Origin of the sequence: Streptomyces sp. NPDC056224 (assembly GCF_042267665.1) — a bacterium.
Classification (GTDB): domain Bacteria; phylum Actinomycetota; class Actinomycetes; order Streptomycetales; family Streptomycetaceae; genus Streptomyces.
In genome coordinates this window covers 277,285-301,020 of record NZ_JBHJTK010000002.1, presented here as the reverse complement: position 1 = coordinate 301,020, position 23,736 = coordinate 277,285, and the positions used below count along the sequence as shown (strand labels likewise).

Here is a 23,736-nt window from a genome sequence, read left to right as displayed (position 1 = left end):
GAAGCGGGAGAAGGGGCCGGGGCGATGACGGCGGGCAAGGAGACGGTACGGCTCTCGGGCGCGCGGACGACCATGCTGTACACGCTCTACTTCCGTGCGCTCGACAGCCGTACGGAGGATCCCTTGGTCGGGGATCCGTACGCCGACGTGGTCTTCGGGCGGCTTGAGGGGTACAACCGGCTGCTGGTCAGGCTGTCCGCCGGCGATCGCTACGTCGGGCTGCTGCGGGCCAGGCGGATCGACCGGATGACCCGCGAGTACCTGGCCGCGCACCCGGATGCCATCGTGCTGCATCTCGGCTGCGGGCTGGACAGCCGGGCGCTGCGTCTCGACGTTCCACCGACGGTGCGTTGGTACGACCTCGACCATCCGGAGGTCATCGACATCAGGCGCCGGCTCTACCCGGAGAAGGAGGGCTGTCGCACGATCGGATCATCGGTGACCGAGGCGGCCTGGCTGGAGTCGATCCCCGACGACGGACCCGTGCTCGTGATCGCCGAGGGCCTCGTGATGTACATCTCCGAGGCCGAGGTCAAGGCGCTGTTCCGACGGTTGCTCGCCAAGTTCGAGCATGCGGAGCTCATCTTCGACGTGCTGCTGCCGTGGCTGACGAGAACCACGAGACTGCTCGGCTGGGGAATCGACGATCCAAAGGGCTTGGAGGCATGGGACCCGAGGCTGGAATACGTCGAGCACACGGCGATCCTCCTCGACTATCCCCTGATACCGGCCAGGCGGTATCGCCGCGCATACCGCCTCCTGACCCGATTCCGGTGGTTCGGCGACGCCTTCCGGCTGTTGCACTACCGCTTCTGACGCAAGGGCTCAGCTGCGGAATCGGGGCTGACGCCTTCGGCCGCGGGGCCGGCGTCCGCCCGCGTACGGCGCCTCCCCCCCGCAGGCCCCCGCCTCGCTCGCGCTCCGCGTCGGGCGGTCAGGGGAAGGCCGTGCCGCGGTAATCACGCCGGGACGGCAGTCCGGGCAGCACGGTGCCGGCCGGTGGCCGCCGGTCCGCGGGCTCCTTGCGCGCCGGACGGCGGGCGAGGGCCGCGACGATGTCGGCCGCGGTCAGCAACCCGGCGAGACGCCCGTCTTCGGCCAGCACCGGGAGGGCGTGGTGTACGCCATGAGGTCGACCGCGTGGCGCACGGTCTGTTCCGCGTGCACGAGCGCCGGCCCGCGGCCTCGAAGGATGTCGTCCACCCGCACGGCGGACAGCGAGACGGCGGGCGCCGCACAGGCGACGGCCACATCGGCCCTGTCCAGCAGGCCGGCACAGCGACCGTCCGACCGCACCACCGGAAGGTGACGGGCTCCCGACCGTTGGAGCAGTTCCCAGGCCACGAGCACGCTTTCGCCGGCGTCGACGGTGACAGCAGCGGGACGCATCACGGCGGCGACCGGTCGTGCCAGTACTTCCTGCTGCTCTTCCATGACCGTCTCCTCGGTCGTACGGGTCGTACGGGTCGGGCCGGGGCTGGCCCGGGCTGGCCCGGGCTGGCCGGGGCTGGCCGGGTCGACGGACGTGCCCCTTACAGGATCGGCGCTTCTTGCTCCATCGGCAGGGTGGGCCCCGCTCACGTGGGCCCCCTCCGTATCCGTCGTGGGGGGCTACGCGCCCCGGCCGCCTCCGCGCCGGCGCGGAGTCGTCGTCATCAGCCACGTGACCGTGCGGCTGACGTCCGACGCGGAGACGATGCCGGCCAATCGGTCCTCTTCGAGCACCAGGACGCGATGCTCCGCACCCGGCTGGACGCGAGGCAGCAGATCCGCCAGCGGATCGTCCGGGCCGACGACCACGACCCGCGACAGCGGCACCATGACCTGCTCCACCGTCACGGCGTCCCGCCGGTCCTCCGGCACCCTGTCGGCCAGGTCCAGAGTCATGAGGCCGACGGGCGCGGAGTCACCGCCGGTCACCGGGAACGCCGAGTGGCGATAGCGGTACCGGGGGCCGGCCAGAAAGCCGGCGATCGTGAGGCCGGCCGGCACCGTCACCGGGTCCGCCGTCATGGCCTGTCGTACCGGCACCCCGGCGAGCACGCCGCGCAGCTGCGCCTGCTGTCCCTCCACGGTGGCGGCGGTGGCCAGGAACCAGCCGACCATGACCAGCCACAGTCCGCCGGCCACATCTCCCCGCGCGAACAGCAACAGGCCCACCACCGTCAGGAACCAGCCGAAGGCCCGTCCGGCGGCGGTCGCCCCCGCGGTCGCGCGCAGCCGGTCGCCGGTACGCCACCACAGGAAGGCGCGCAGCAGCCGTCCGCCGTCCAGCGGGGCGGCCGGGATGACGTTGAACACCGCCAGCAGGATGTTGATCGCGGCGAGCCAGGCCAGCGCCTCGACGGCCGGTCCCGGCGCGGACGCCGTGTCGAGCAGCCACGCGGCAAGCGCGAAGAGCCCTCCCAGGACGAGGCTGACCAGTGGGCCGACGGCCGCGATCCGCAGCTCCGTCGCCGGGTTCGGCGCCTCGGTCTTGAGCCGGGCCGCACCGCCGAGCAGCCAGAGGACGATGTCGTCGACCTCGATCCCGCCACGCCGGGCGAGGATCGCGTGCGCCAGCTCGTGCGCGAGCAGCGAGGCGAAGAAGACCACGGCGGCCAGGAACCCGACCGACCAGTACACCGGCCAGACGTGGCCCGGGTACGCCTGGGGCAGGCGGCCCTGTGCGAGCCCGAGGACGATCACTGCGAAGACGAGCAGAACGCTCCAGTGGACCCCGATCCGGATCCCTGCGATCCGCCCCAGAACGAATGTCGGCCGCATGGTCTCTCCCAACGTCAGGCGCGTGACGATCCCGGTGCCACCGCTCCCCCGGTGGCCGAGGCCCACCGTCTGCGGACGGATTCCTCGTGCTCCGCCTGCTCCAGCCCCTGTTCCGCGGCGGCCAGTTCTGCGCTCAGCCGGGGGATCCAGTAGTGGCTCAGAATGCGGACGCGTTGCCGCGTCCTGCGGACCTCCGCCGACACGAGGCGCGACGACTCGTGCGCGGCCGCGTACTCGGCGGCCGCTTCGACCACGTCGCGGTAGGCCGCGGCGGCCCGCACCAGGGCGCTGTTGCGGGGCGGCGCATCGTCCGGCGAGCGGGCGGCGGGTGCGCACGTCACGCCGGCGGGGTGCCGTACGCCCATGGCGGTCGTGTACGCGACCGTGACCGTTGCCCGGTCGGCCGCGGCCCCTTGGGCAAGGGCGTCCTCCCCGCTCAGCAGCATGCCGCGCAGCAGCCACGTCTCGGCCTCGCGAAGCCGGGACGACCAGCGCCGGGCCGCGGCTTCCTCGGCCTCCCGCAGCGCTCGTTCCCGCCCCAGCAGGAACATCAGCTTGCGCTCCAGTACGCCGGATCCCCGCTGCGCCGTTTCGAGACGCAGGCGCAGTCGCAGTCGGCCCGCCCGTCCCGGTGGGAGTCGTCGCCCGCTCATCCGTCCTGCTCCGCGCCGGCCGATCCCGTCCAGGCCTTGAGCAGGGCCTCCGGAAGCATCCCGAGTTCGCTCTCGGGCAGCGTCAGAAGCACGTGCAGGGCCGCGTCGAGCGATTCGTTCAGGGAGCGCGGCTCGCCGGGCCGCTGGGCGAGGAAACGGCGCAGGAAGGCCCGCTCCAGATCCAGGTACCGCCGGTCGACGGGCGTCAGCGCCTGCTCTCCGATCAGATCGGCGAGTTCGCGCACCTGTCTCGCCCGGGCGAGCGCGGCGGTCAGCTGCGCGGCGACCGGAAGGTGGTCCTCGCGCGTGCGGCCCGCCCCCGCGCCCTTGCGCATGAGCCTGGAGAGCGAGGCGAGCGCGTCGACCGGGGGGTAGACGCCCTGGGCGTGGATCTCGTTCGACAGCACGATCTGACCTTCGGTGATGTATCCGGTGAGGTCGGGTACGGGATGGGTGATGTCCCCGGCCGGCATGGTGAGCACCGGGAGGACGGTGACCGATCCCGGCCTGCCGCGGATCCTTCCGCAGCGTTCGTACAGCGAGGCCAGGTCGCTGTACAGGTAGCCGGGGTAGGCGCGCCGTGCGGGGACCTCTCCCCGGGCGGCGGAGACCTCGCGCAGCGCTTCCGCGTAGGCCGTCATGTCGCTCATGACGACGAGGACGTGACGGCCGCCGCGGAAGGCCAGGTCCTCGGCGACGGTGAGGGCCAGCCGTGGCGTCAGGAGCCGCTCGATCACCGGGGCGTCCGCGGTGTTGAGCAGCAGGACCAGTTCGCCGTCGGCGGAGCGTTCGGCGAGCCCTTCGCGCACGAGGGCGGCGTCGGCGTGGGTCAGGCCCATTCCGGCGAAGACGACGCTGAACGGTTCGTCCCCGCAGGAGGACTGGGCGGCGACCTGGATCGCGAGTTCGAGGTGGGGCAGGCCCGCGGTGGAGAAGACGGGCAGCTTCTGGCCTCGTACCAGGGTGGTGAGGACGTCGACGGCGGCCACACCGGTCAGGACCGGCTCCGTCGGCGGCTCTCTGCGCGCCGGGTTGATCGGTGTGCCGCCGATCGCCGCCCGGACCCGGCCCAGGACCGGCGGCCCGCCGTCGACGGGTTCGCCTCGCCCGTTGCACACCCGGCCCAGCCAGCCGTCGCCGACCGGCACGTGCAGCGGCGTTCCCGCGAAGGTGATCCGCGTGGTGTCCGGGCTCATCCCGGTGGTGCCCTCGAAGACCTGCACCACGGCGAGGTCCCCGTCGGCCTCCAGGACGAGCCCGTGGCGCCGGTCACCGGAGTCGAGCGTGATCCGGACGTACTCGTCCCAGCCCACGCCGGTGACTCCGCCGACCGCCACGAGCGGGCCGTGCAGCTCCCGTACGGCCGTGTACTCGACCTCGTAGCCGCCGCTCATGCCGGCCCCGTCGGCCCCGCCGGCCCCGTCGGCGGCGCCAGCCCCGCCAGCCGTGTCAGCACCATGTCGCGTGCCGTGGTGACGGCGGCCGTGTCGTCGGGCCCGGCCGCGTCGCGGGCACGCAGGACCGGGGTGAAGTCGACGGCCTCGACGGTCTCCACGTCCGTGCCGGCGTCGACGAGGGCGGCACACCGGTCGACCACGGCCAGGAGGGCGTCCGCGAGGGCCGCGGTCTTTCGCGGCGTGCTGTAGGCGTCCCGGGGCGAGAGGGCGCTCTGCTGGAGGACGCCCTCGCGGATCAGCCGGCCGCCGAGAACGCTGACCCGTTCGCGCGGCGGCAGGGCGGTGAGGCCGAGGAGTTCGACGAGGCCGGCGAGCCGGTCGGCCTCGGCCAGGCGCGCCGCGACCCTCGCACGCCGCTCGGCCGCCGCTCCGCGTTCTCCCGCCTCCGACGCGGCTGCGTCCCTGGAGAACGAGTCGGGCCAGGACACGGCCGGGTAGTGACGGGCGTACGCGAGATCGCGGTCCAGGGACCACAGGCACCGTACGAAGCGCTCCGTGTGTGCGGTGACGGGCTCGGTGAGGTCCCCGCCCGGCGGCGAGACCGCCCCGATGACGGTGACGGAGCCCGTGGTGTCCCCCAGGGTGCGCACGGCGGCGGCGCGCTCGTAGAACGCCGCCAGTTCGGAGGCGAGGTCGGCCGGATAGCCCTCCTCGGCCGGCAGCCGGCCCATGCGGGCGGCGAACTCCCGCAGCGCCTCCGCCCAGCGGGACGTGGAGTCGGCGATCACGACGGCGTCGAGCCCCATGTCCCGGAAGTACTCGGCGACCGTGGCGCCGGTGTGCACGCTCGCCTCGCGCGCCATCATCGGCATGTTGGAGGTGTTGGCGACGGTCACGGTGCGGTCGGAGAGCCGGCCCCCGGTGCGCGGGTCGTCGAGCTGCGACAGCTCGTCGATCACGTCGGCCATCTCGTTGCCGCGTTCTCCGCAGCCGACGTAGACGATGACGTCGGCGTCGCACCACTTGGCGATCTGCTGGAGCAGCATGGTCTTCCCGGTGCCGAAGCCGCCGGGAACGGCGACCGTGCTCCCCCGGGCCACGGGGAAGAGGAGGTCGATCACCCGCTGGCCGGTCGTGAGCGGTTCGCGGGCGACCAGGCGTTCCCGCACGGGGCGCGGTACGCGCACCGGCCACTCGGACGCGATCCGCACCTCGGTGCCCGCGACCACCGCCAGCACCTCGTCCTCCCCGTACCGGCCCTCCGGCACGATGCGCTCGACAGGGCCCGTGCAGCCGGGCGGCGCGAGGAGGCGGGTGGACACCGCGGGCGTGGCGCCGCCGAGGTCGCCGAGCACGCCGCCCTCCGTCACGTCCTGTCCGGCCGCCGCGCGCGGGCCGAAGGTCCAGGTCCGTTCCTCGGGCGGTGACGCGGACGCTCCCGGTGACAGCCGTTCGCCGGCTCCGGTGAGGGGCCTGAGCAGGCCGTCGAACACGCCGCCGAGGAGGCTGGGGCTCAGCCGCACCGAGAGGGGCTTGCGCAGGCGGCGGGCGGGGTGTCCGGGAGCGAGGCCGCCGGTGTAGTCGTAGGTCTGGAGGGTGGCCACCTCGCCCCTGATCGCCACCACTTCGGCGGTCAGCCCGGCCTCGCCCAGCAGGACCAGTTCCCCCATGGCCATGCCGTCGGTGTAGTCCACCTCCACCAGGGGGCCCGTCACCCGCCGGACCCGCGGCGGGGTCACGGCATCCACAGGGCCTCCGCTTCCGCTCCGAACCGTTCCAGCGCCCGGTCGCTCAGGGTGTCTGGGGTGAGATCGACCCTGCGGCCCGGGGTCGCCGCCGTCAGCCCGCCGTACGGGCCGCGGGCCGTCGACGCCCGGGGCCCGAGCAGCTCGTGGGCGCGGCGCCGCAGCCGGGCCTGGGCGCTGCGGTCGGCGGTCGCCCGGCGGACCTCCTCCCGCACCCGGGCCCGCAGGTCCGCGTACGCCTCGGCCTCCGCCGCGAGTTCGAGTCCTCTGGCGGCCCGGCGGGCCGCGGTCCGGCGGACCTTCGCGGCCGCCGCCCCGTCCGCCCGCCCCTGGCTCCCGGCCCGCTCCACAATCGCGGCTGCCTCGGCTTCCGCCGCCGCCACGAGGGCTTCGGCCTCGCGGACGGCCTTCGCCAGGACGGCGTCGGCATCGGCGCGCGCGGCACGGAGCAGGGCGTCGGCCACCGGAACGAGTTCCTGATCCGCTCGCGCCCGCCGTACGGGCCGGGCCCGCCGCGCGCTCACGGCGGCATCACCGCCGTGAGGAACCGGGCGTCCGCCAGCTCGGGCCCCAGCGCGTCGGCCGCCGCAGCGGTGACGATCACGAGGGACACGTCGTCCGGCAGTGACCGCCAGACCTCGCGCACGTCCTGCGCGCGCTCCGCCACGAGCACCTCTACGCCGGCCAGGGCCAGCCCGCGCACCCTCATGTGCTCTCCGACGGCCGCGACGGTCCCCATCGCTCACGCCTTTCCGATCAGCAGGATGGCGACCACGAGACCGTAGACGGCGATGCCTTCCGCGAGTCCCACGATGACCATCGCCCGTCCGAAGAGTTCCGGCCGTTCACTCAGGGCGGCCAGCGCGGCCGCACCGGTGTAGGCGACGGCGGCGGCCGCGCCCATGGAAGCCCCGGCCACGGCGATGGCCGCGGCGATGAGGGCGGTCCCGTTCGGCTCCGTCGCCGCGGCCTGGGCGGGCGCGCCGAACGCGACCCCGGAGAGGCCCATGCCCAGCAGGGCCAGGGCTCCCACGAGCATCAGCAGGTTCGACGCGAGCAGCCATCCGACGGAGCGCCTTCCGTCCCGCCGTCCCAGCGCGCGGAAGGCCCAGAAGCCGACGGCCAGGAAGGGCAGTGCGAGCAACCAGGCGATCATGCGGTCACCTCCGAGTCGGCCATGGGCACGTGCCAGGGGCGGAACGGGCGTCCTTGCGCCTCGAAGACCCGTGAGAACAGCTCGTAGAACTCCAGCCTGAGCGCCTGGACTCCGGCGATCAGCGCCTCCAGGGCGAACGCGGCCACCGTGGCGACGGTGAAGAGGACGACGGCCGCCGCGAGCGGCACGGGCCCCTGCCGGGCCAGACCGGTGGTTCCCTGCCAGATGAGGTGCGCGAGTGCCGCGTGGGTGAGGCCGAACGCCGCCAGCCGGGCGAAGGAGACGGTGTTCGTACCGGCCCGCACGACGATCTCGAAGAGACGCACGCCGGTCTCGGCCGCGCCCGCCGCCCCTCCGGGCGTGGCGGCGAAGAACCCCACGCCCGCGAGCAGCAGCGCCAAGGGGGCGAGAGCGGCGCCCGCGACCAGGTACGCCCGCTGGTCCAGGTACAGCCCGGTTCCCACGAGCGCGAGAGACGCGTACACGGCGAGACCGGCGCAGCCGGACGGCGCGTACACGGCACGCACCGGGCCGCCTTCGAGCCACCGGTTGACGGTGCCCGCCACGTGGGCGAGCGCGAGGAGCAGTCCGCCGAACACGATCGAGGCGGTCAGCATCCGCTCCGGCGAGTCGAGTGGATCCAGCCAGAGGACGGGCAGGATCCCGGTCGGCCCGAAGAACTCCCCGTAGGCGACGCCCGCCAGGACGGTGGCCGTCCCGGCCCCGGCCAGGAAGGGCCAGAGCCGGCGGTATCGCGCGAGGGGCGAAGGGACACCGCGACGCAGCACGAAAGCCAGGAGGAGGAGCAGCAGACCGTATCCGGCATCCCCGAACATGACGCCGAACATCACGACGAAGACGACGCCGGAGGGCCACGACGGGTCCACGTCCCGGTAGGGCACCGTGCCGTAGGTGGTCACCAGCGGCGCGAACGAATGCGCCGTTCCCCGGGAACCCCGCAGCAGCGTCGGGGGCTCGCTACCGCGCGGCGCCGGGAGGACGACCAGCGCCGCGCCCACGGCCGCAAGCCGCTCGGCCAGCCGCGGCACGTCCGTCGCGGGGCACCAGCCCGCCAGTGCCGCGACCTCTCCGCGCCGGACCGCGCCCCGGTCGAAGTCCGCCAGCTGGGCCTCCCCGGCCAGCAGGTCCTCGCGGTCTTCCCGCCGCAGCGCATCGAGATCGGGGGTGGCCGACGCGAGCAGCGCTCCGGCAGCTCTGGCACCCGTGTCGGACGGTAGTCCCCGCGATGCGGCGGCCGATGCGGCGGCCGATGCGGCGGCCGCCGGGACGGATTCCCCGCTCTCCACCCGGTCCAGTTCGACGCAGCCCTGGTCGGCGATGCGTACGAGCGTGTCCCGCATCGCCGCCGAAGGGGCGACGAGCGCCACCCGCCGCATCCGTACGGGCAGGAGGTTCTCAGCCGACCAGGTCATCGAACACCTCCATCGGCCCTCCGCCGTGTGCCGCGAGCTCCAGGGCCGCCCGGACCCGCCACGCGTCCACGGACAGCGCGGCCACCGCGCCCACCACCGTGGCAGGGCCGTATGCGGAGCCGCGCAGCATGTCCTCCGCGTCCCGGCCCAGCACCGCCCACCATCGGGCCTCCGCCCGCCACAGGTCCGCCGGGTCGTCGACGCCCTCCACGGCCCACCTGGCCCCGGCCGGGAGCCGCTCCCGGAAACCGCGGAAGTCGGATGCCCCCAGAGCCCGGTCTCCCAGGACGTCCGCCGCACGGAGCCGTACCGGCGCCGGCAGGACACGGCCGTGGACGTACACCTCGCGGGCCGTCAGCAGGGCGGCCCTGCCCTCGGCCCACGTACGGGCGGGCCCCACCGCGGCGGTCCGGGCGGCGGCGGCCATGCGCATGCCGACGCACACGGCCCAGGGTGTTGCGGCACCGGGATCGCCCCAGGGCGAGGCGGCGAGCACCTGGCGGACGGCGCTTGCGGAAGCGGCCTGTCCGAGCCGGCGCCAGGCCGTGCCGAGCGCGCCGAGGCGGTAGAACCGCGGGGATGGCGACGCGCCGGAGAAGGACCTCAGCAGCGCCTCGACGTTGGCGATCTCGAAGCCCGCCGCGAGCGGCCGCAGAAGGCGTGCGCCGCCCGGTGGCAGCCACCCCGCGAGGACCCGCAGATTCCAGAGCAGCGCCGCCGCGACACCGCGCTGAGCGTCGGCGAGCGAGGAATCCGCGGCGACGGCTCCACGGTAGGGAGAGGCGGCCAGGCTGCCCAGGGCGTGCGCGAGGGATGCGCTCGCCGCCAGCTCCCGGGCGGCGGCCGCCCCCAGTCGCTGGGACGTCAGGGCTCGGGCCCGGATCACACCGGCGACCCACCCGGCGCCCACTCGTCGCTCCCCACGCCGTCGGGGCGCCCGAGAGCGTATCCGGCCACGCGGTCGGCGAGGCCGGGGATCCGCTCGACGGACCGTCTGCGCACCTGCTCCGCCGTGCTCCGGCCGACGGCGAGCAGGGCGATCTCCTCGCGCCGGGCCTCGGCCAGCGCGGCCGCCGCGGCCCCCGCCCGCACCCGGCCCGCCCGCCCTTCGGCGTCGGCCACGATGTCGGCGGCCTGCCGGGCCGCACGCCGCACCAGGGCCGCGGCCTCGTCTTCTGCCCGGGCGCGGATCTCCGACGCCTCGTCCAGTACGCCGGTGAGCCGGCCGAGCACCGGAGCGAGTTCGGCGGCCGGATCGCCCGTACGATCAGCGGGCACCGCGGCGACGGCCGCTCCGGGCGTGCCCATGAGCCGGAACCGTGCCAGGAAGGTCCGAAGTCGCATCCCGGAAGCTCCTCCCTCTCGCTTCCCTTCCAGTCTCGTCACCCTCGCGTGAGCTGTCGCGCTGAACCGACCCGCCCCGGCGGCCGCCGCGCGAGCGGGCGCCCCCGCCGGACACTCGCCCCGACGGCGGGATCCTCGCCCGACGGCCGGATCCTCGCCCGACCGCCGGGTCACGTTCGCCACGCCGCCAGGATCACCGTTTCGGGGTGAAGACGAGCAGCCGGTCCAGGAGCAGTGAGGAGAGGGCGGGGCGGGTGAGGGTTGCGGGTTGCATGTAGGCGCGGGCTACGAGGCGGAGTGTGCTCATGTCGACGGGCCGGTCGGTGCCGTACTGCGCGCAGAAGTCGGTGCTGGTGGGCGGGAGCGTGGTGACGTGCGGTCCGGCCGGTCCGGTCTCGCCGGCGCGGCTGAAGGTCCAGGCGTAGAACTTGTTCGCGTTCGGCTGGTCGGAAATGAAGTCACCAGCGCTTCCTTGCAGTTGACGGTTGTGCTGGGCGGCCAGGGAGACGGCTGCCTTGGCGTCGGCGTAGAGGGTGACGCTCGAGTAGGTTGCCTGGCGGGTGGCCGCGTGGTTCGTGCCGTACGCGACGACGAAGGAGCCGTCCGGCAGCGTGAAGTTCCGGGTGATCGGGTCGTCGGCGTCGTTGGACAGGGCGCCCACCCCCGTGGTGGGCGGATCGATCACCAAGTTGTCCTGCAGCCCCGGATTGGACTCCTCGAAGCCGCGCTCGACCACTTCGTCGCGCACCTCATAGCCCGGGTGTGCATCGACGATGCGCCGGCGCAGCAGCTGCAGAGTGGGGTTGAGGTCGAGTTCGGTGGCCCCGGTCCCGGACACGCGCAGCCGGGGGACGGGCAGCGGATCGGGGGCGTACACCGGCCTCGTCTCGTCCCCGGACTCGCTCTGCGGCCTTACCCGGAACGCCTGGATCGGAGGGGTGGCACGGTAGTCGTCGAGCGCCCGCTCGAAGCCGGGCTCGGGCACGGCTGTGCGGATGCCGAGCAGGAACTGGTCGGCATCCTGGTCGAGGCCGAGCCGGTACATGGCTGGTGGGATCGTCATATTGTTCGTCTCGGCGCCCAGCCCGGAGGCCTCCAGCATCCGGTTCACTTCGGTCCGGGTGCGCCCGTTACCGGTGATCACCAGGGCGAACGGCCGGTTGTACGGAGTCCCGCCCTGTGTGCGTACGGTCTTGTTGTTGACCGGGTCCCCCACGGCGGTCCACAGGACCGGGCCGGTGGGCAGTGCGCCTTGCAGCCTGGTGAGGTCGAAGGAGAAGTACTCCTCCGGCGGCGGGGTCGTGCCGATCAGGACAACGGCTTCGTCCTGCCGCAGGCGCCACGTCGCGGGCGGGTTGGTGTTCGGTGTCTGCCCGGAGACCTCCGGCATGCCGGTGACGATGTAGGGCGACTGGGGATTGGGCCACATGCCGCTGAAGACAGCGCCCTCGCAGTACCGGCGGTTCAGGTCGAAGACCGCCTCTGTTCCGGACTGCGAGACGTAGCCGGATCTGGCCAGTTGGTGCTTGAACCGCTCCACCTGCCGGCCGGTGTCGGGTGGCGGTGAGGGGTGCCCGGCGGCCGAGGCCATGGTTTCCGAGGGGGAGAGGGTGCCCTGAGAGGGTGCTGGTGGCGTGGCTGCCATCGCGGTCGGTGCGGCCAGGAGCACGGCGGCGGCCAGGGCGAAGAGAGCGGGACGTCGGCGCAGATGGACTGTGGTCACGGCACACCCCTATCCAGCCTGCCCGCCGAAACCGCTCCGCCGCGCCGCAGCCACCTCTTGGCTCACTCCACCGGAATACCCGGCGGGCCTTCGGGCCTTGGTGGCGGCCACCAAGGCCCGAACCCTGGCCGTCACACGTACGGCTGCCGGGTGCTCTCGTCCGTTCCGTCCGTCGTTGCGGCCGTCGTTGGGGCCGCTCGTTCTCACGCCGAGGTGTGGGCGGTGCGATGCCGCTGCCCCCGGCCGGTGCGCGGCGCCCGGTCGCCGCCCTGGACGGCGGAGCGGACGCCGGTGAGGGTGTAGGCCAGTGCCGCGGCGGCCACGACCGCGAGCAGGGCGAGACCGGCCGCGTAGGTTCCGTACTCCCCGTACAGGGAGCCCATGACCAGCGGCGGCAGGAAGCCGCCCAGTCCGCCGGCGGCGCCGACCACGCCGGTGACGGAGCCGACCTGGGTGGCCGGGGTCAGCAGGGCCACCAGGGCGAAGACCGCCCCGCTGCACGCGCCGAGCGCGGCGGCCATGGCCAGGAAGGCGATGGTCCCCACCGGCGCCAGGGCCGGGGTGAACGACTGCACCACCGCACCGGCCACGACCACGGCCAGGGAACCGGCCAGAACCCGGACCGGGCCCAGCCGGTCCGACAGCCAGCCGCCCATCGGGCGCATCGCCACCGCGAGGAGCACGAACCCGGCCATTCGGTTCGCGGCGTCCGCCTGGGTCAGGCCGTAGCCGGTCTTGAGGTAGGTGGGCAGGTAGACGGAGAAGGCGACGTAGCCGCCGAACGCCACCGCGTAGAGCGCGGATGCCTGCCAGGTGATGCCCAGCCGGGCAGTGGCGGCCAGCCGGCGTCCCAGCGGCTCGGTCGGCACGGTACGGCCGGGCGCGTCGCGCAGCAGCAGCGCCGCGGCCACTGTGTACACGGCCAGCACCGCGGCGGTGATCAGGAACGGGGTCGCCATGCTGTTCGCGTCGACCAGCTTCACCGTGGTGAGGGCACTGATCGCGGTGCCGCCCATGCCGGCGCCGAAGACGCCGATGGCAAGGCCGCGCCGCTCCGGCGGGAACCAGGCGCTGACGACCGGCACACCGACGGCGAACGCGGTGCCACCGATACCGAGGAAGAACCCGCCGATCAGCAGTGCGGCGAGGGAGGAGTGTCCGGCCAGCCCGAGGTAGAGCACCGGAACGATGGTGACCGCCGTCACGATGGGGAACATGACCCGCCCGCCGAACCGGTCGGTCAGCGCGCCCACCGGGATGCGTCCCAGGGCGCCGACCACGACGGGCACCGCCACCAGCAGCGACTGCTCGAACGACGACAGGTCGAGGCTGTCCTTGAACCGCGGGCCCAGGGGGCTCAGCAGCGCCCACGCCCAGAAATTGACGGCGAACCCGATCGTGGCCAGGGCCAGCATCAGCCACGCCCGGCCGGGCACCGGAGCACCCGAGGGTGAGCCACCACTCTTCGATCTCGACAGCTGGACCATGTTGTCCGTCCCTTTCCTCGTGCGTGGCGGTACGCCGCCACCGGGATCGCACGCCCACGGCAGGCCCCTTGCCAGCCCGACGGCATCCCATGACCACCCTCCGCATCCGGACTCCCCGACGGCATGGGCCATGAGTCCCTGCCGGTAGACCGACAGGTCCCCCTTCGTCCCCGGAGACGCCCCTCTCCACCGTGTGGTGCCCGGGTCGCCCGCGCGGGTGCTGCCAGAGGTGGCCGGTCGGACGCACGCCGGGAGATCACGGCCGGCCGGCGCGCAGCCGGGAACGACGGCGGCGTCATCGGCTTCGCCCCGCGGTATGACGGCCGGTCGGGCACGGAAGAGGGCGCCCCGGAAAGGGGCGCCCGAACACGGAAGGAGCCCGTCAGGCGCACCCGGTGAACGGCATCCGGTCAGCCGGAAGGGCGCCCGGCAGGCCGGGTTCGTGCGGGTCCGGCAGCAGCCCCGCCCCTTTTGCGTCGCGGCCCCGGCTCAGGTGGCGGGCAGGGCCGTGGCGAGCAGGACGACGCCGAGGGAGCCGACGAGGGAGGCGACCGCCAGGGCCCGCGCCAGGCCGGAGCGGCCCTTGGCGTGGGCAAGGCCGTGTCCGGCCGCGGCGAGCATCACCAGCACGAACAGGGCGAGTTTGGTCGCGAGCGTGCGGCCGTAGCCGGGTTCGGCGAGGGAGGCCCAGGTGACTCCCCCGTGCCAGGCCATGGCCCAGCCGGTGGCCAGCTGCACGGGCAGGAACACCGCTCCGGTCAGCAACCCGAACCGGCGGCCGGCCGCGGCGGTGAAGCGGTCCTTGGCCTCCGGGGCGAGGAGCCGGCGGGCCAGCGGCAGGATCACCAGGGAGAGGGCCAGTTGGCCGCCGACCCACACGGCGGCGCCCGCCACGTGCGCGAACCGCACCAGGGACCACCAGCTGACCGCGTCCACTGCCCGCTCACCCCTGCCTCACGTCCGGTTCGTGCTCGGCCGTCTTCTGCGCGCCGCCGTGGCGGCGGGCACCTGCGGTCCGGTCGCCCCCATCATGCACGCCCGGCCACACCCTGCCCCCGGCCGACCGGGTCCCATCACCAGGGCCGATGGGCCCTATCGCGACCGGCCGGACGGGGTCGGAAAGTCGTCCTGTGGGGACCACAGGCCCCAGGCGCTCCAGGGTTCGCGGCGCCTAGCGTTCCGGGTCATGGAGAACGATCAGAACGCACGGCGAGGGAAGTCGCACGTCGGTGAGGGCTGGCCGCTGGCCGCCCGCCGGCTGCTGACCCGCAGCGAGGTGTCGGCCGACGGACGCGCGGTGTTCGGCACGGGCGACCCGAAGTGGGAGGGTTTCTACCGGGACCGCTGGGCACACGACAAGGTGGTGCGTTCCACTCATGGCGTGAACTGCACGGGGTCGTGCTCGTGGATGGTGTACGTCAAGGACGGCATCATCACCTGGGAGCACCAGGCCACCGATTATCCGTCGATCGGCACTGACTGTCCCGAGTACGAGCCGCGCGGTTGCCCGCGTGGTGCGTCGTTCTCCTGGTACACGTACTCGCCGAGCCGGGTCCGCTACCCGTATGTGCGCGGGGCGCTGCTGAAGCTGTGGCGTGAGGCGCGCAAGCGCCTCGGCGATCCGGTGGCGGCCTGGGCGGAGATCACCGGCGACCCGGCGAAGGCGCGGGCGTACAAGCGGGCCCGGGGCAAGGGCGGCCTGGTGCGTGCCGACTGGGACGAGGTGTCCGAGCTGGTCGCCGCGGCCCAGGTGCACACGGTCAAGACGTACGGCCCCGACCGCGTCGCCGCCTTCTCCCCGATCCCGGCGATGTCGATGGCGTCCTTCGCGGCCGGGGCCCGTTACACGTCGCTGATCGGTGGCACGCTCCTGTCCTTCTACGACTGGTACGCCGACCTTCCCATTGCCTCGCCGCAGGTCTTCGGCGACCAGACGGACGTGCCGGAGGCCGCCGACTGGTGGAACGCGGGCTATCTGATCATGTGGGGATCCAACATCCCCGTCACCCGCACGCCCGACGCCCACTTCCTGACCGAGACCCGCTACAACGGCACCAAGGTCGTCGCGGTCAGTCCCGACTACGCGGACAACGTCAAGCACGCCGACGAGTGGCTCGCGCCGCATCCTGGGACGGACGGCGCGCTGGCGATGGCCATGGGGCACGTGATCCTGCGCGAGTTCCTCGTCGACCGCGAGGTGCCGTACTTCCAGGACTACCTGCGCAAGTTCACCGATGCCCCGTTCCTGGTGACGCTGCGCGAGCACGGCGAGAGCGGCCTGGTCCCGGACGGGTTCCTGACCGCCGCCGATCTCGGACACGACGACGAGTCCGAGGAGAACGCGGCGTCCAAGACCGTTCTCCTCGACGCGGCCACCGGCGAACCGGTCGTGCCGAACGGCTCGCTCGGATTCCGCTGGGGAAAGGCCGACCCGGGCCGCTGGAACCTCGATCTGGGCGATGTCGTGCCCGCGTTGAGCCTGCTCGACAGTGCGGAGGAGACGGTGGCCGTGGCCCTGCCCCGCTTTGACGAGGGCAGCACGGAGGGCGGCTCGGTGATGGTGCGCGGGGTGCCCGTGCGGCACGTCGGCGGCCGGCTCGTCACCACCGTCTTCGACCTGATGCTGGCGCAGTACGGGGTGGCGCGGCCGGGTCTTCCGGGCAGCTGGCCGTCGTCGTACGAGGACGCCTCCGAGCCCTACACCCCGGCCTGGCAGGAGACGATCACCTCCGTGCCGGCCGAGCAGGCGGCCCGTATCGCCCGGGAGTTCGCCCGCAACGCCGAGCGCACGAACGGCCGGTCCATGATCGCGCTGGGTGCCGGCACCAACCACTGGTTCCACTCCGACACCATCTACCGCGCCTTCCTGGCGCTGATCACGATGACCGGCTGCCAGGGCGTCAACGGCGGCGGCTGGGCGCACTACGTCGGCCAGGAGAAGGTCCGCCCGGTCACCGGCCAGCAGCACCTGTCGTTCGCCTTCGACTGGCAGCGGCCCACCCGGCACATGGCGGGCACCTCCTACTGGTACCTGAACTCCGACCAGTGGCGCTACGAGGCGTTCGGGCCCGAGGAGCTGGCCTCCCCGCTGGGGGAAGGGCGGTTCAAGGGCAAGGGCTTCGCGGACTGCCTGGCGCAGGCGGTCCGGCTGGGCTGGACGCCAGGTCACCCCGGCTTCAACCGCAACCCGCTCGACCTGACGGACGAGGCCGCCGCCGCGGGCCGCCCGGTCGCCGAGCACGTCGTCGACGAACTGAAGTCCGGGCGGCTGCGGTTCGCCGTCGAGGACCCCGACGACCCGGCCAACTTCCCGCGCGTGCTGACCGTGTGGCGGGCCAACCTGCTCGGCTCCTCCGGCAAGGGCAACGAGTACTTCCTGCGCCACCTGCTGGGCACCGACGCTGCGGTCCGCTCCGAGGAGACCCCGCCTGAGAGCCGCCCGAAGGAGGTGGTGTGGCGGGAGGAGGCCCCCGAGGGCAAGCTCGACCTGCTGGTCGCGATGGACTTCCGGATGACGTCCACCGGCCTGATGGCCGACGTGGTCCTGCCGGCGGCGACCTGGTACGAGAAGGACGACCTGTCGAGCACGGACATGCACCCCTTCGTGCACGCCTTCACGCCGGCCATCGCCCCGCCCTGGCAGGCCCGCACCGACTACGACGCGTTCCTGACGATCGCCGACCGGTTCAGCGAGCTGGCCGCCGAGCACCTCGGTACCCGTACCGACGTCCTCGCGGTGCCGCTGCTGCACGACACCCCGGACGAACTCGCCCAGCCGGGCGGCGTGGTGCGGGACTGGAAGGCCGGCGAGTGCGAGCCGATACCGGGCAAGACCATGCCGAAGCTGGTGGTCATCGAGCGGGACTACGCCGCGATAGCGCAGAAGATGCGCGCCGTCGGCCCGCTGCTCGACACACTGGGCACCACCACCAAGGGCGTCACCGTCCACCCGAACCAGGAGCTGGACGAGCTCCGGCAGCGCAACGGCACGGTCAGGGACGGAATCGCCGCCGGGCGGCCCTCGCTCGCCACCGCGAGCGACATGTGCGAGGCGATCCTCGCCCTGTCCGGCACCACCAACGGCCGCCTGGCCACCGAGGGCTTCCGGGAACTGGAGCGGCAGACCGGCAGCAAGGGCCTGGTCGAACTCGCCGCCGAGCGCGAGGCAGACCGGATCACGTTCGCCGACACCCGCACCCAGCCCCGCTCGGTGATGACGTCGTACGAGTGGTCGGGATCCGAGACCGGCGGGCGCCGCTACTCGCCGTTCGTCATCAACACCGAGCACAAGAAGCCCTGGCACACCCTCACCGGCCGCCAGCACTTCTTCGTCCAGCACGACTGGATGGCCGAGCTGGGCGAACAACTCCCCGTATACCGGCCTTCGTTGAACACCTCACGGCACTACGGCGACGAGCACCTGCACGACAAGGACCGCGCGGAGGTCACCGTCCGCTATCTGACCCCGCACTCGAAGTGGTCCATCCACTCGAACTACCAGGACAACAAGTACATGCTCGACCTCTCCCGCGGCGGACCGGCGATCTGGATGTCCACCGCCGACGCCGACAAGATCGGGGTCAAGGACAACGAGTGGATCGAGGCGTACAACCGCAACGGCGTCGTCGCCGCCCGGGCCGTGGTCACCCACCGCATGCCCGAGGGCACGGTGTACATGTACCACGCCCAGGACCGCAACGTGAACGTGCCGAAGACCGAGGTCAGCGGCAAGCGCGGCGGCATCCACAACTCCCTGACCAGGCTGCTGCTCAAGCCCACCCATCTGGCGGGCGGGTACGCGCAGTTCACCTACGCGTTCAACTACTACGGGCCGACCGGAAACCAGCGCGACGAGGTCACCGTCATCCGACGTCGCTCACAGGATGTGGAGTACTGAGATGCGCGTGATGGCTCAAGTGGCAATGGTGATGAACCTCGACAAGTGCATCGGCTGCCACACCTGCTCGGTCACCTGCAAGCAGACGTGGACCAACCGCACCGGCGTCGAGTACGCCTGGTTCAACAACGTCGAGACCAAGCCCGGCGTCGGCTACCCGCGCCGCTACGAGGACCAGGAGCACTGGAAGGGCGGCTGGACCCTCGACAAGCGCGGGCGTCTGGTCCTGCGCTCCGGCGGGAGGATCAAGCGGCTCCTGTCCCTCTTCTCCAACCCCGACCTTCCGTCCATCGAGGACTACTACGAGCCGGTCACCTACGACTACGACAACCTTCTCAACGCCCCCGCCGGGAACGACGTCCCGGTCGCCCGCCCCCGCTCCGTCCTCACCGGCAAGCCCACCGCCATCACCTGGGGCGCCAACTGGGAGGACGGCCTGGGCGGAGCGCCCGAGCACGCCGGCGGCGACCCCAACCTCAGCGGGGAATGGGCCCGGAAGGTGAAGTTCGAGTTCGAGCAGACCTTCCTCTTCCACCTCCCCCGCCTGTGCGAGCACTGCCTCAACCCGGCCTGCGTCTCCGCCTGCCCCTCCGGCGCGATGTACAAGCGCGAGGAGGACGGCATCGTCCTCGTCGACCAGGACCGCTGCCGCGGCTGGCGGATGTGCGTGACGGCCTGCCCGTACAAGAAGGTGTACGTCAACCACGCCACCGGCAAGGCCGAGAAGTGCACCTTCTGCTTCCCGCGCATCGAGGCCGGCCAGCCCACCGTCTGCTCCGAGACCTGCGTCGGCCGACTGCGCTACCTCGGCCTGCTCCTGTACGACGCCGACCGCGTCGGCGAGGCCGCCGCCACCCCCGACGAGCACGACCTGCTCGACGCCCAGCGCGGCGTCTTCCTCGACCCGCACGACCCCGAAGTCCGCGCGGCCGCACGGGAATCGGGCATTCCCGAGGACTGGCTGGACGCCGCCCGCCGCTCCCCCGTGTACGACCTGGTCATGCGCTACAAGGTGGCGCTGCCGCTGCACCCGGAGTACCGCACCCTGCCGATGGTCTGGTACGTGCCCCCGCTGTCCCCGGTGCTGGACGCCGTCGACGCGGCGGGCGGAAACCAGGACGACCCCGACCACGTCTTCGCCGCCGTCACCCGGCTGCGCATCCCGCTCGAATACCTGGCGGAACTGTTCACCGCCGGGGACACGGACGTCGTCGGCGGGGTGCTGATGAAACTCACCGCGCTGCGCTCGTACATGCGCGCACGCACCCTCGGCGAGACCGGCGACGACGGCCCGCTGAAGGCCGTGGGACTGACCCCGCGCGAGGCGGAGGACCTGCACCGGCTGCTCGCCGTCGCGAAGTACGCCGACCGGTACGTCGTCCCCGCCGCCCACAAGGAGGACGCCGCCGCACTGACCGCCCTGGAGAACCGCTGCCCGGTCGAGACGTCCGGCGACGCCGAGCCCCGCAAGGTCATGCTCGGCCTCCCCACCCTGCGTCGCAACACCAATGCCGGAGGACGTCCGTGAGCCCCCTGCCCGCTTCGATCCCCGCTGCCGTCCGCACCCGCGTCCGGGCCGCCGTACGCCGCCAGGCCCGGCTCACCCCCGAGGAGACGACGGCCCGAGCACTGGTACTGCGGCTCGTATCGCTGCTCCTGCAGTACCCCGACTCCGAACTGATCGCAGCCCGTGCGGAGTTGACCGGGGTGGTGCAGGCCCTGCCGGCCACGCCGGCGGCGGAACACCTGGCCCGGTTCACCGACTGGTTCGCCGCACAGGATCCCGAGGCGCTGGAGCGGCACTACGTCGAGATGTTCGACCTGCGCCGCAAGAGCAGCCTCTACCTCACCTACTACCTGCACGGCGACACCCGCCGCCGGGGCATGGCCCTGCTCACCCTCAACCAGCGCTACCGGGCCGCCGGCTGGAACACCGACGGCGGCGAACTGCCGGACCACCTGCCGGTCGTGCTGGAGTTCGCCGCCCTGGCCGGGCCCGGCGGCGGTGAGGCACCGCTGCGCCAGCACCGGCGCGGGCTGGAGTTGGTCCACCGGGCGCTGACCGACGCCGACTCGCCGTACCGGTACCTCCTCGCCGCGCTGCTCACCCTGCTGCCACCGCCCACCGAGGCGGACCGCGCTGCGGTGGACCAGCTCGCCGCCGAGGGACCGCCCGACGAGGAGGTCGGACTCGACCCCTACGGGACATACGGGAACTCCGGGGCCCACGGAGCCTACGGGGAAGGGGAGTTTGCCCCTCCGGGCACGTTCGTGCCGCCAACGCCCGCTCCGCCGACCCGTGTTCCGACCCCTTCGACCAGCCGTACGGAAGGCCGCTGATGAGCGCCGTGTCCTCCCCCTTGGCCGCCGCTCCGGCGAGCGGCGCCGATCTGCTCCTGTGGGTCGCCGTCCCCTACATCTGCCTCGCCGTGTTCGCCGTCGGACACGTCTGGCGCTACCGGCAGGACCAGTTCGGCTGGACCTCCCGCACCACCCAGCTCCTCGAACACCGCTGGCTGCGCTGGGGCAGCCCGCTGTTCCACCTGGGCGCCTTCATGGTGATCGCGGGGCACGTCGTGGGACTCGCCGTTCCCGACTCATGGACCGAGGCCGTCGGCATCACCGAGCACGCCTACCACACCACGGCCGTCTGGGCGGGATCGGTGGCAGGCGTCGCCATGGTCGCAGGGCTGGGCATGCTGTGCGCCCGCAGACTGCTGACCCGCCAGATCCGTCTGGGCACCGACCGCAGCGACAAGCTCCTCTTCCCGCTGCTGTCCGCCACCGTCCTGCTCGGCATCACCGCCACCGCCGCCCACAACGTGTTCGGCCCCGGATACGACTACCGCGAAACCGTCTCCGTCTGGTTCCGCGGACTGTTCGTCCTCCAGCCGCAGCCCGAGGCGATCGCCGGCGCACCCCTGCTGTTCCAGCTGCACGCCCTGACCGCCTCCCTGCTCTTCGCCGCCTGGCCGTTCACCCGGCTGGTCCACGTGTGGAGCGCCCCGATCGGATACCTGACCCGGCCCTACCTGGTCTACCGGCGGCGAGCCACGCCGACGGCGGCCCCGGCGGCAGGGGGCCGGACTTCGCAGGCCCGCGACACCCGCCGAGCCGCATGAGTCACGGACCCGCGCTCGCACCGGACGCCCCGCCCACCCGGCGCCCGCGCGCGGTGGGCGGGGGCCGCCGCACGGGATGGGTGATGGTCCTCACGGGGATCGCCGGCTGGCTGGCCTCCTTCCAGCTCACCGTGGACGACTGGCGGCTGCTGCGCGATCCCGCCTACCGGCCGCCCTGCAACATCAGCCCCGTCGTGAGCTGCGGCAGCGTCATGTCCAGCCCGCAGGGCAGCCTGTTCGGCTTCCCCAACATGCTGCTCGGTCTGGGCGCCTTCGCCGCCGTGACCGCCCTGGGCATCGCCGTACTCTCCGGGGCGCGCCTGCACCGTCGGCTGTGGCTCGCGCTGGACGCCGGAGCGCTGGCGGGGGTGGTGTTCGCGCACTGGCTGATCGGACAGTCGCTCTACGAACTCAACAAGATCTGTCCCTACTGCGCCGTGGTCTGGGCCGCCACCATCGCCCTGTTCTGGTACGTCACCGTGCACTGCCTGGAACAGGGCGTCGTCCCCGTGCGCCGGGGTGTCCAGGAGGTCGTACGGGACACGCACTGGGTGCTGCTCGCCGCCTGGTACGGGGTGATCGTGCTCCTCGTACTCACCCGCTTCTGGTCGTACTGGAGCAGCCTGCTGTAACCGACCGGCGCACCCCACAACTCGCAGGACCGCACCGGGCATCGACGTCGCAGTCGACCGCGCCGACGCGGAGCCCGGTAACGCGATCGGTGTGATCACCGCATCTGACAGCGCGGACGACCCGACCCGCGCTGCCGGTGCCGCGTGAACCTCACCAGCTGATGAAACTTCCAGGACCCCGGCCGGCCACCCGGGACATCCGGACGCATCGTCATACATCGACACGGCGAGGTGTCGCGGCTGACGTCGTGTGCCCGCCGGGGATCACGGGACAGACTTAGCCTGGTGCCGGTTACCTACTGGGCTCGATCAACCGGGAAGAGATCATCGTGACAACCGTCCTGATTGCCGGAGGAGCCGGCTACATCGGCAGCACCGTCGCCTCGGCTTGCCTGGATGCCGGGATCACCCCCGTGATCCTCGACAACCTCGTGCGAGGCCGCCGCGAGTTCACCGAGGGCCGCACCTTCTACGAAGGCGACATCGCGGACGGCGCACTGGTCGACCGGATCTTCTCGGAGCACCCGGACATCTCCGCCGTGGTGCACTGCGCGGCGCTGATCGTGGTGCCGGAGTCCGTCGCGGACCCGATCGGCTACTACGACGCGAACGTGGCCAGGAGCCTGGCCTTCGTCAGCCATCTGCACCGCAACGGATGCGATCGCATCATCTTCAGTTCCTCGGCTTCCATCTACCGGGCCGAGGACGGCTCACCGGTCAACGAGGACTCGCCGCTGGCTCCGCAGAGCCCCTACGCGCGGACCAAGGCCGTGTGCGAGGAGATGTTCGCCGACATCGCCGTAGCGGGGCCGCGGGTGCTTTCGCTGCGGTACTTCAACCCCGTCGGGGCTGACCCCGAGCTGCGTACCGGTCTCCAGCTCACGCGGCCCAGCCACGCCCTGGGCGTACTCATCCAGGCGCACCAGGAGGGCCGCCCGTTCCCGATCACGGGAACGAACTACCCGACCCGCGACGGGACGGGCATCCGGGACTACGTGCACGTCTGGGACCTCGCCGCGGCGCACATCGCCGCGATCGAACGCTTCGACTCCGTCCTCACGGAGAAGAGGCGCTCGATCGCGATCAACCTGGGCACCGGCTCGGGCACCACGGTGCGCGAGCTGTGCGACGCGTTCAACAACGTCGTCAGCACGCCCCTGGAGACCGTCGACGCCGAACCGCGGCCGGGTGACGTCGCCGGCGGCTACACCAAGAGCGACCGGGCGGCCGAACTGCTGGGGTGGACACCGAAGCTGTCCCTGGAGGACGGCATCCGGTCCGCCCTGGACTGGATTCCGGTACGCGACGAGCTGCTGAAGGACTGATCCGTCTGCCCCCTGCCCCCGCACGGGCGGGGACAGGGGGCCGATGTCACGGGCGC

Annotated in this window: 21 protein-coding genes; 7 read left to right on the top strand and 14 right to left on the bottom strand. The window is 72.6% G+C overall.

Features of this window, described 5'->3' with window-relative positions:
- Positions 1 to 24 precede the first annotated feature (24 nt).
- Positions 25 to 816, top strand: coding sequence for a class I SAM-dependent methyltransferase (locus ACFCZ1_RS05430; protein WP_376677035.1), 792 nt, complete (start codon positions 25 to 27; stop codon positions 814 to 816).
- Between the two features lie 252 nt (positions 817 to 1,068).
- Here the strand turns inward: ACFCZ1_RS05430 and ACFCZ1_RS05425 are convergent, their stop codons facing one another.
- From ACFCZ1_RS05425 to ACFCZ1_RS05360, 14 genes are all read right to left on the bottom strand, one after another.
- Complete coding sequence (locus ACFCZ1_RS05425) at positions 1,069 to 1,434, bottom strand: HPP family protein (protein ID WP_376677034.1); 366 nt, start codon at positions 1,432 to 1,434, stop codon at positions 1,069 to 1,071.
- Positions 1,435 to 1,611: 177 nt separating this feature from the next.
- A complete protein-coding gene (locus ACFCZ1_RS05420) occupies positions 1,612 to 2,766 on the bottom strand; it encodes a site-2 protease family protein (protein ID WP_376677033.1) in 1,155 nt (384 codons plus the stop codon).
- A 14-nt stretch (positions 2,767 to 2,780) separates the two neighbouring features.
- Positions 2,781 to 3,419 (bottom strand): V-type ATP synthase subunit D, encoded by a 639-nt coding sequence (locus ACFCZ1_RS05415; protein WP_376677032.1) that lies wholly within the window; start codon positions 3,417 to 3,419, stop codon positions 2,781 to 2,783.
- Complete coding sequence (locus tag ACFCZ1_RS05410; protein WP_376677031.1) at positions 3,416 to 4,813, bottom strand: V-type ATP synthase subunit B; 1,398 nt, start codon at positions 4,811 to 4,813, stop codon at positions 3,416 to 3,418. The genes ACFCZ1_RS05415 and ACFCZ1_RS05410 overlap by 4 nt, the downstream gene beginning before the upstream one ends.
- Positions 4,810 to 6,564, bottom strand: coding sequence for a V-type ATP synthase subunit A (locus ACFCZ1_RS05405; RefSeq protein ID WP_376677030.1), 1,755 nt, complete (start codon positions 6,562 to 6,564; stop codon positions 4,810 to 4,812). Before ACFCZ1_RS05405 ends, ACFCZ1_RS05410 begins: the two co-directional genes overlap by 4 nt.
- The gene (locus ACFCZ1_RS05400) at positions 6,552 to 7,025 is read right to left on the bottom strand and encodes a hypothetical protein (protein WP_376677029.1); all 474 of its coding nucleotides are present in this window, start codon (positions 7,023 to 7,025) and stop codon (positions 6,552 to 6,554) included. The genes ACFCZ1_RS05405 and ACFCZ1_RS05400 overlap by 13 nt, the downstream gene beginning before the upstream one ends.
- Before the next feature lie 56 nt (positions 7,026 to 7,081).
- Positions 7,082 to 7,300, bottom strand: coding sequence for a V-type ATP synthase subunit F (locus ACFCZ1_RS05395; RefSeq protein ID WP_376677028.1), 219 nt, complete (start codon positions 7,298 to 7,300; stop codon positions 7,082 to 7,084).
- A gap of 3 nt (positions 7,301 to 7,303) precedes the next feature.
- Positions 7,304 to 7,717 (bottom strand): ATP synthase subunit C, encoded by a 414-nt coding sequence (locus tag ACFCZ1_RS05390; protein WP_376677027.1) that lies wholly within the window; start codon positions 7,715 to 7,717, stop codon positions 7,304 to 7,306.
- Positions 7,714 to 9,150: a V-type ATPase 116kDa subunit family protein gene (locus ACFCZ1_RS05385; protein ID WP_376677026.1), complete on the bottom strand. Its 1,437-nt coding sequence runs from the start codon at positions 9,148 to 9,150 to the stop codon at positions 7,714 to 7,716. The genes ACFCZ1_RS05390 and ACFCZ1_RS05385 overlap by 4 nt, the downstream gene beginning before the upstream one ends.
- A complete protein-coding gene (locus ACFCZ1_RS05380; protein WP_376677025.1) occupies positions 9,134 to 10,060 on the bottom strand; it encodes a hypothetical protein in 927 nt (308 codons plus the stop codon). The genes ACFCZ1_RS05385 and ACFCZ1_RS05380 overlap by 17 nt, the downstream gene beginning before the upstream one ends.
- A complete protein-coding gene (locus tag ACFCZ1_RS05375; protein WP_376677024.1) occupies positions 10,033 to 10,494 on the bottom strand; it encodes a hypothetical protein in 462 nt (153 codons plus the stop codon). Before ACFCZ1_RS05375 ends, ACFCZ1_RS05380 begins: the two co-directional genes overlap by 28 nt.
- A 193-nt stretch (positions 10,495 to 10,687) precedes the next feature.
- Positions 10,688 to 12,217 (bottom strand): hypothetical protein, encoded by a 1,530-nt coding sequence (locus ACFCZ1_RS05370; protein WP_376677023.1) that lies wholly within the window; start codon positions 12,215 to 12,217, stop codon positions 10,688 to 10,690.
- A 203-nt stretch (positions 12,218 to 12,420) separates the two neighbouring features.
- Positions 12,421 to 13,632, bottom strand: coding sequence for an MFS transporter (locus tag ACFCZ1_RS05365; RefSeq protein ID WP_376677106.1), 1,212 nt, complete (start codon positions 13,630 to 13,632; stop codon positions 12,421 to 12,423).
- Between the two features lie 561 nt (positions 13,633 to 14,193).
- Positions 14,194 to 14,640, bottom strand: a complete 447-nt coding sequence (locus tag ACFCZ1_RS05360; RefSeq protein ID WP_376677022.1) for a hypothetical protein — start codon at positions 14,638 to 14,640, stop codon at positions 14,194 to 14,196.
- Between the two features lie 250 nt (positions 14,641 to 14,890).
- Here ACFCZ1_RS05360 and ACFCZ1_RS05355 point away from each other — a divergent pair, with 250 nt between their 5' ends.
- The 6 genes from ACFCZ1_RS05355 to galE all read left to right on the top strand — a co-directional run bounded on the left by ACFCZ1_RS05355 (position 14,891) and on the right by galE (position 23,680).
- Complete coding sequence (locus ACFCZ1_RS05355; RefSeq protein ID WP_376677021.1) at positions 14,891 to 18,601, top strand: nitrate reductase subunit alpha; 3,711 nt, start codon at positions 14,891 to 14,893, stop codon at positions 18,599 to 18,601.
- A 1-nt stretch (position 18,602) separates the two neighbouring features.
- The gene (narH, locus tag ACFCZ1_RS05350; protein ID WP_376677020.1) at positions 18,603 to 20,129 is read left to right on the top strand and encodes a nitrate reductase subunit beta; all 1,527 of its coding nucleotides are present in this window, start codon (positions 18,603 to 18,605) and stop codon (positions 20,127 to 20,129) included.
- Positions 20,126 to 20,941, top strand: coding sequence for a nitrate reductase molybdenum cofactor assembly chaperone (gene narJ, locus ACFCZ1_RS05345; RefSeq protein WP_376677019.1), 816 nt, complete (start codon positions 20,126 to 20,128; stop codon positions 20,939 to 20,941). Before narH ends, narJ begins: the two co-directional genes overlap by 4 nt.
- Positions 20,941 to 21,723 carry a respiratory nitrate reductase subunit gamma gene (gene narI / locus ACFCZ1_RS05340; RefSeq protein ID WP_376677018.1) on the top strand — a complete coding sequence of 261 codons (783 nt, stop codon included), beginning with the start codon at positions 20,941 to 20,943 and terminating at the stop codon, positions 21,721 to 21,723. The genes narJ and narI overlap by 1 nt, the downstream gene beginning before the upstream one ends.
- Complete coding sequence (locus tag ACFCZ1_RS05335; RefSeq protein ID WP_376677017.1) at positions 21,720 to 22,355, top strand: vitamin K epoxide reductase family protein; 636 nt, start codon at positions 21,720 to 21,722, stop codon at positions 22,353 to 22,355. Before narI ends, ACFCZ1_RS05335 begins: the two co-directional genes overlap by 4 nt.
- A gap of 329 nt (positions 22,356 to 22,684) precedes the next feature.
- Entirely contained in the window at positions 22,685 to 23,680 is a 996-nt protein-coding gene (galE, locus tag ACFCZ1_RS05330; protein ID WP_376677016.1) for a UDP-glucose 4-epimerase GalE, read from the top strand.
- The last annotated feature ends 56 nt before the right edge of the window (positions 23,681 to 23,736 follow it).

Excerpts from the sequence above, each read along its gene's own strand:
- ACFCZ1_RS05430 (WP_376677035.1), top strand. The coding sequence starts at position 25 with ATGACGGCGGGCAAGGAGACGGTACGGCTCTCGGGCGCGCGGACGACC.
- ACFCZ1_RS05425 (WP_376677034.1), bottom strand. The coding sequence starts at position 1,434 with ATGGAAGAGCAGCAGGAAGTACTGGCACGACCGGTCGCCGCCGTGATG.
- ACFCZ1_RS05420 (WP_376677033.1), bottom strand. The coding sequence starts at position 2,766 with ATGCGGCCGACATTCGTTCTGGGGCGGATCGCAGGGATCCGGATCGGG.
- ACFCZ1_RS05415 (WP_376677032.1), bottom strand. The coding sequence starts at position 3,419 with ATGAGCGGGCGACGACTCCCACCGGGACGGGCGGGCCGACTGCGACTG.
- ACFCZ1_RS05410 (WP_376677031.1), bottom strand. The coding sequence starts at position 4,813 with ATGAGCGGCGGCTACGAGGTCGAGTACACGGCCGTACGGGAGCTGCAC.
- ACFCZ1_RS05395 (WP_376677028.1), bottom strand. The coding sequence starts at position 7,300 with ATGGGGACCGTCGCGGCCGTCGGAGAGCACATGAGGGTGCGCGGGCTG.
- ACFCZ1_RS05390 (WP_376677027.1), bottom strand. The coding sequence starts at position 7,717 with ATGATCGCCTGGTTGCTCGCACTGCCCTTCCTGGCCGTCGGCTTCTGG.
- ACFCZ1_RS05385 (WP_376677026.1), bottom strand. The coding sequence starts at position 9,150 with ATGACCTGGTCGGCTGAGAACCTCCTGCCCGTACGGATGCGGCGGGTG.
- ACFCZ1_RS05375 (WP_376677024.1), bottom strand. The coding sequence starts at position 10,494 with ATGCGACTTCGGACCTTCCTGGCACGGTTCCGGCTCATGGGCACGCCC.
- ACFCZ1_RS05365 (WP_376677106.1), bottom strand. The coding sequence starts at position 13,632 with ATGCTGGCCCTGGCCACGATCGGGTTCGCCGTCAATTTCTGGGCGTGG.
- ACFCZ1_RS05355 (WP_376677021.1), top strand. The coding sequence starts at position 14,891 with ATGGAGAACGATCAGAACGCACGGCGAGGGAAGTCGCACGTCGGTGAG.
- narH (WP_376677020.1), top strand. The coding sequence starts at position 18,603 with ATGCGCGTGATGGCTCAAGTGGCAATGGTGATGAACCTCGACAAGTGC.
- narI (WP_376677018.1), top strand. The coding sequence starts at position 20,941 with ATGAGCGCCGTGTCCTCCCCCTTGGCCGCCGCTCCGGCGAGCGGCGCC.
- ACFCZ1_RS05335 (WP_376677017.1), top strand. The coding sequence starts at position 21,720 with ATGAGTCACGGACCCGCGCTCGCACCGGACGCCCCGCCCACCCGGCGC.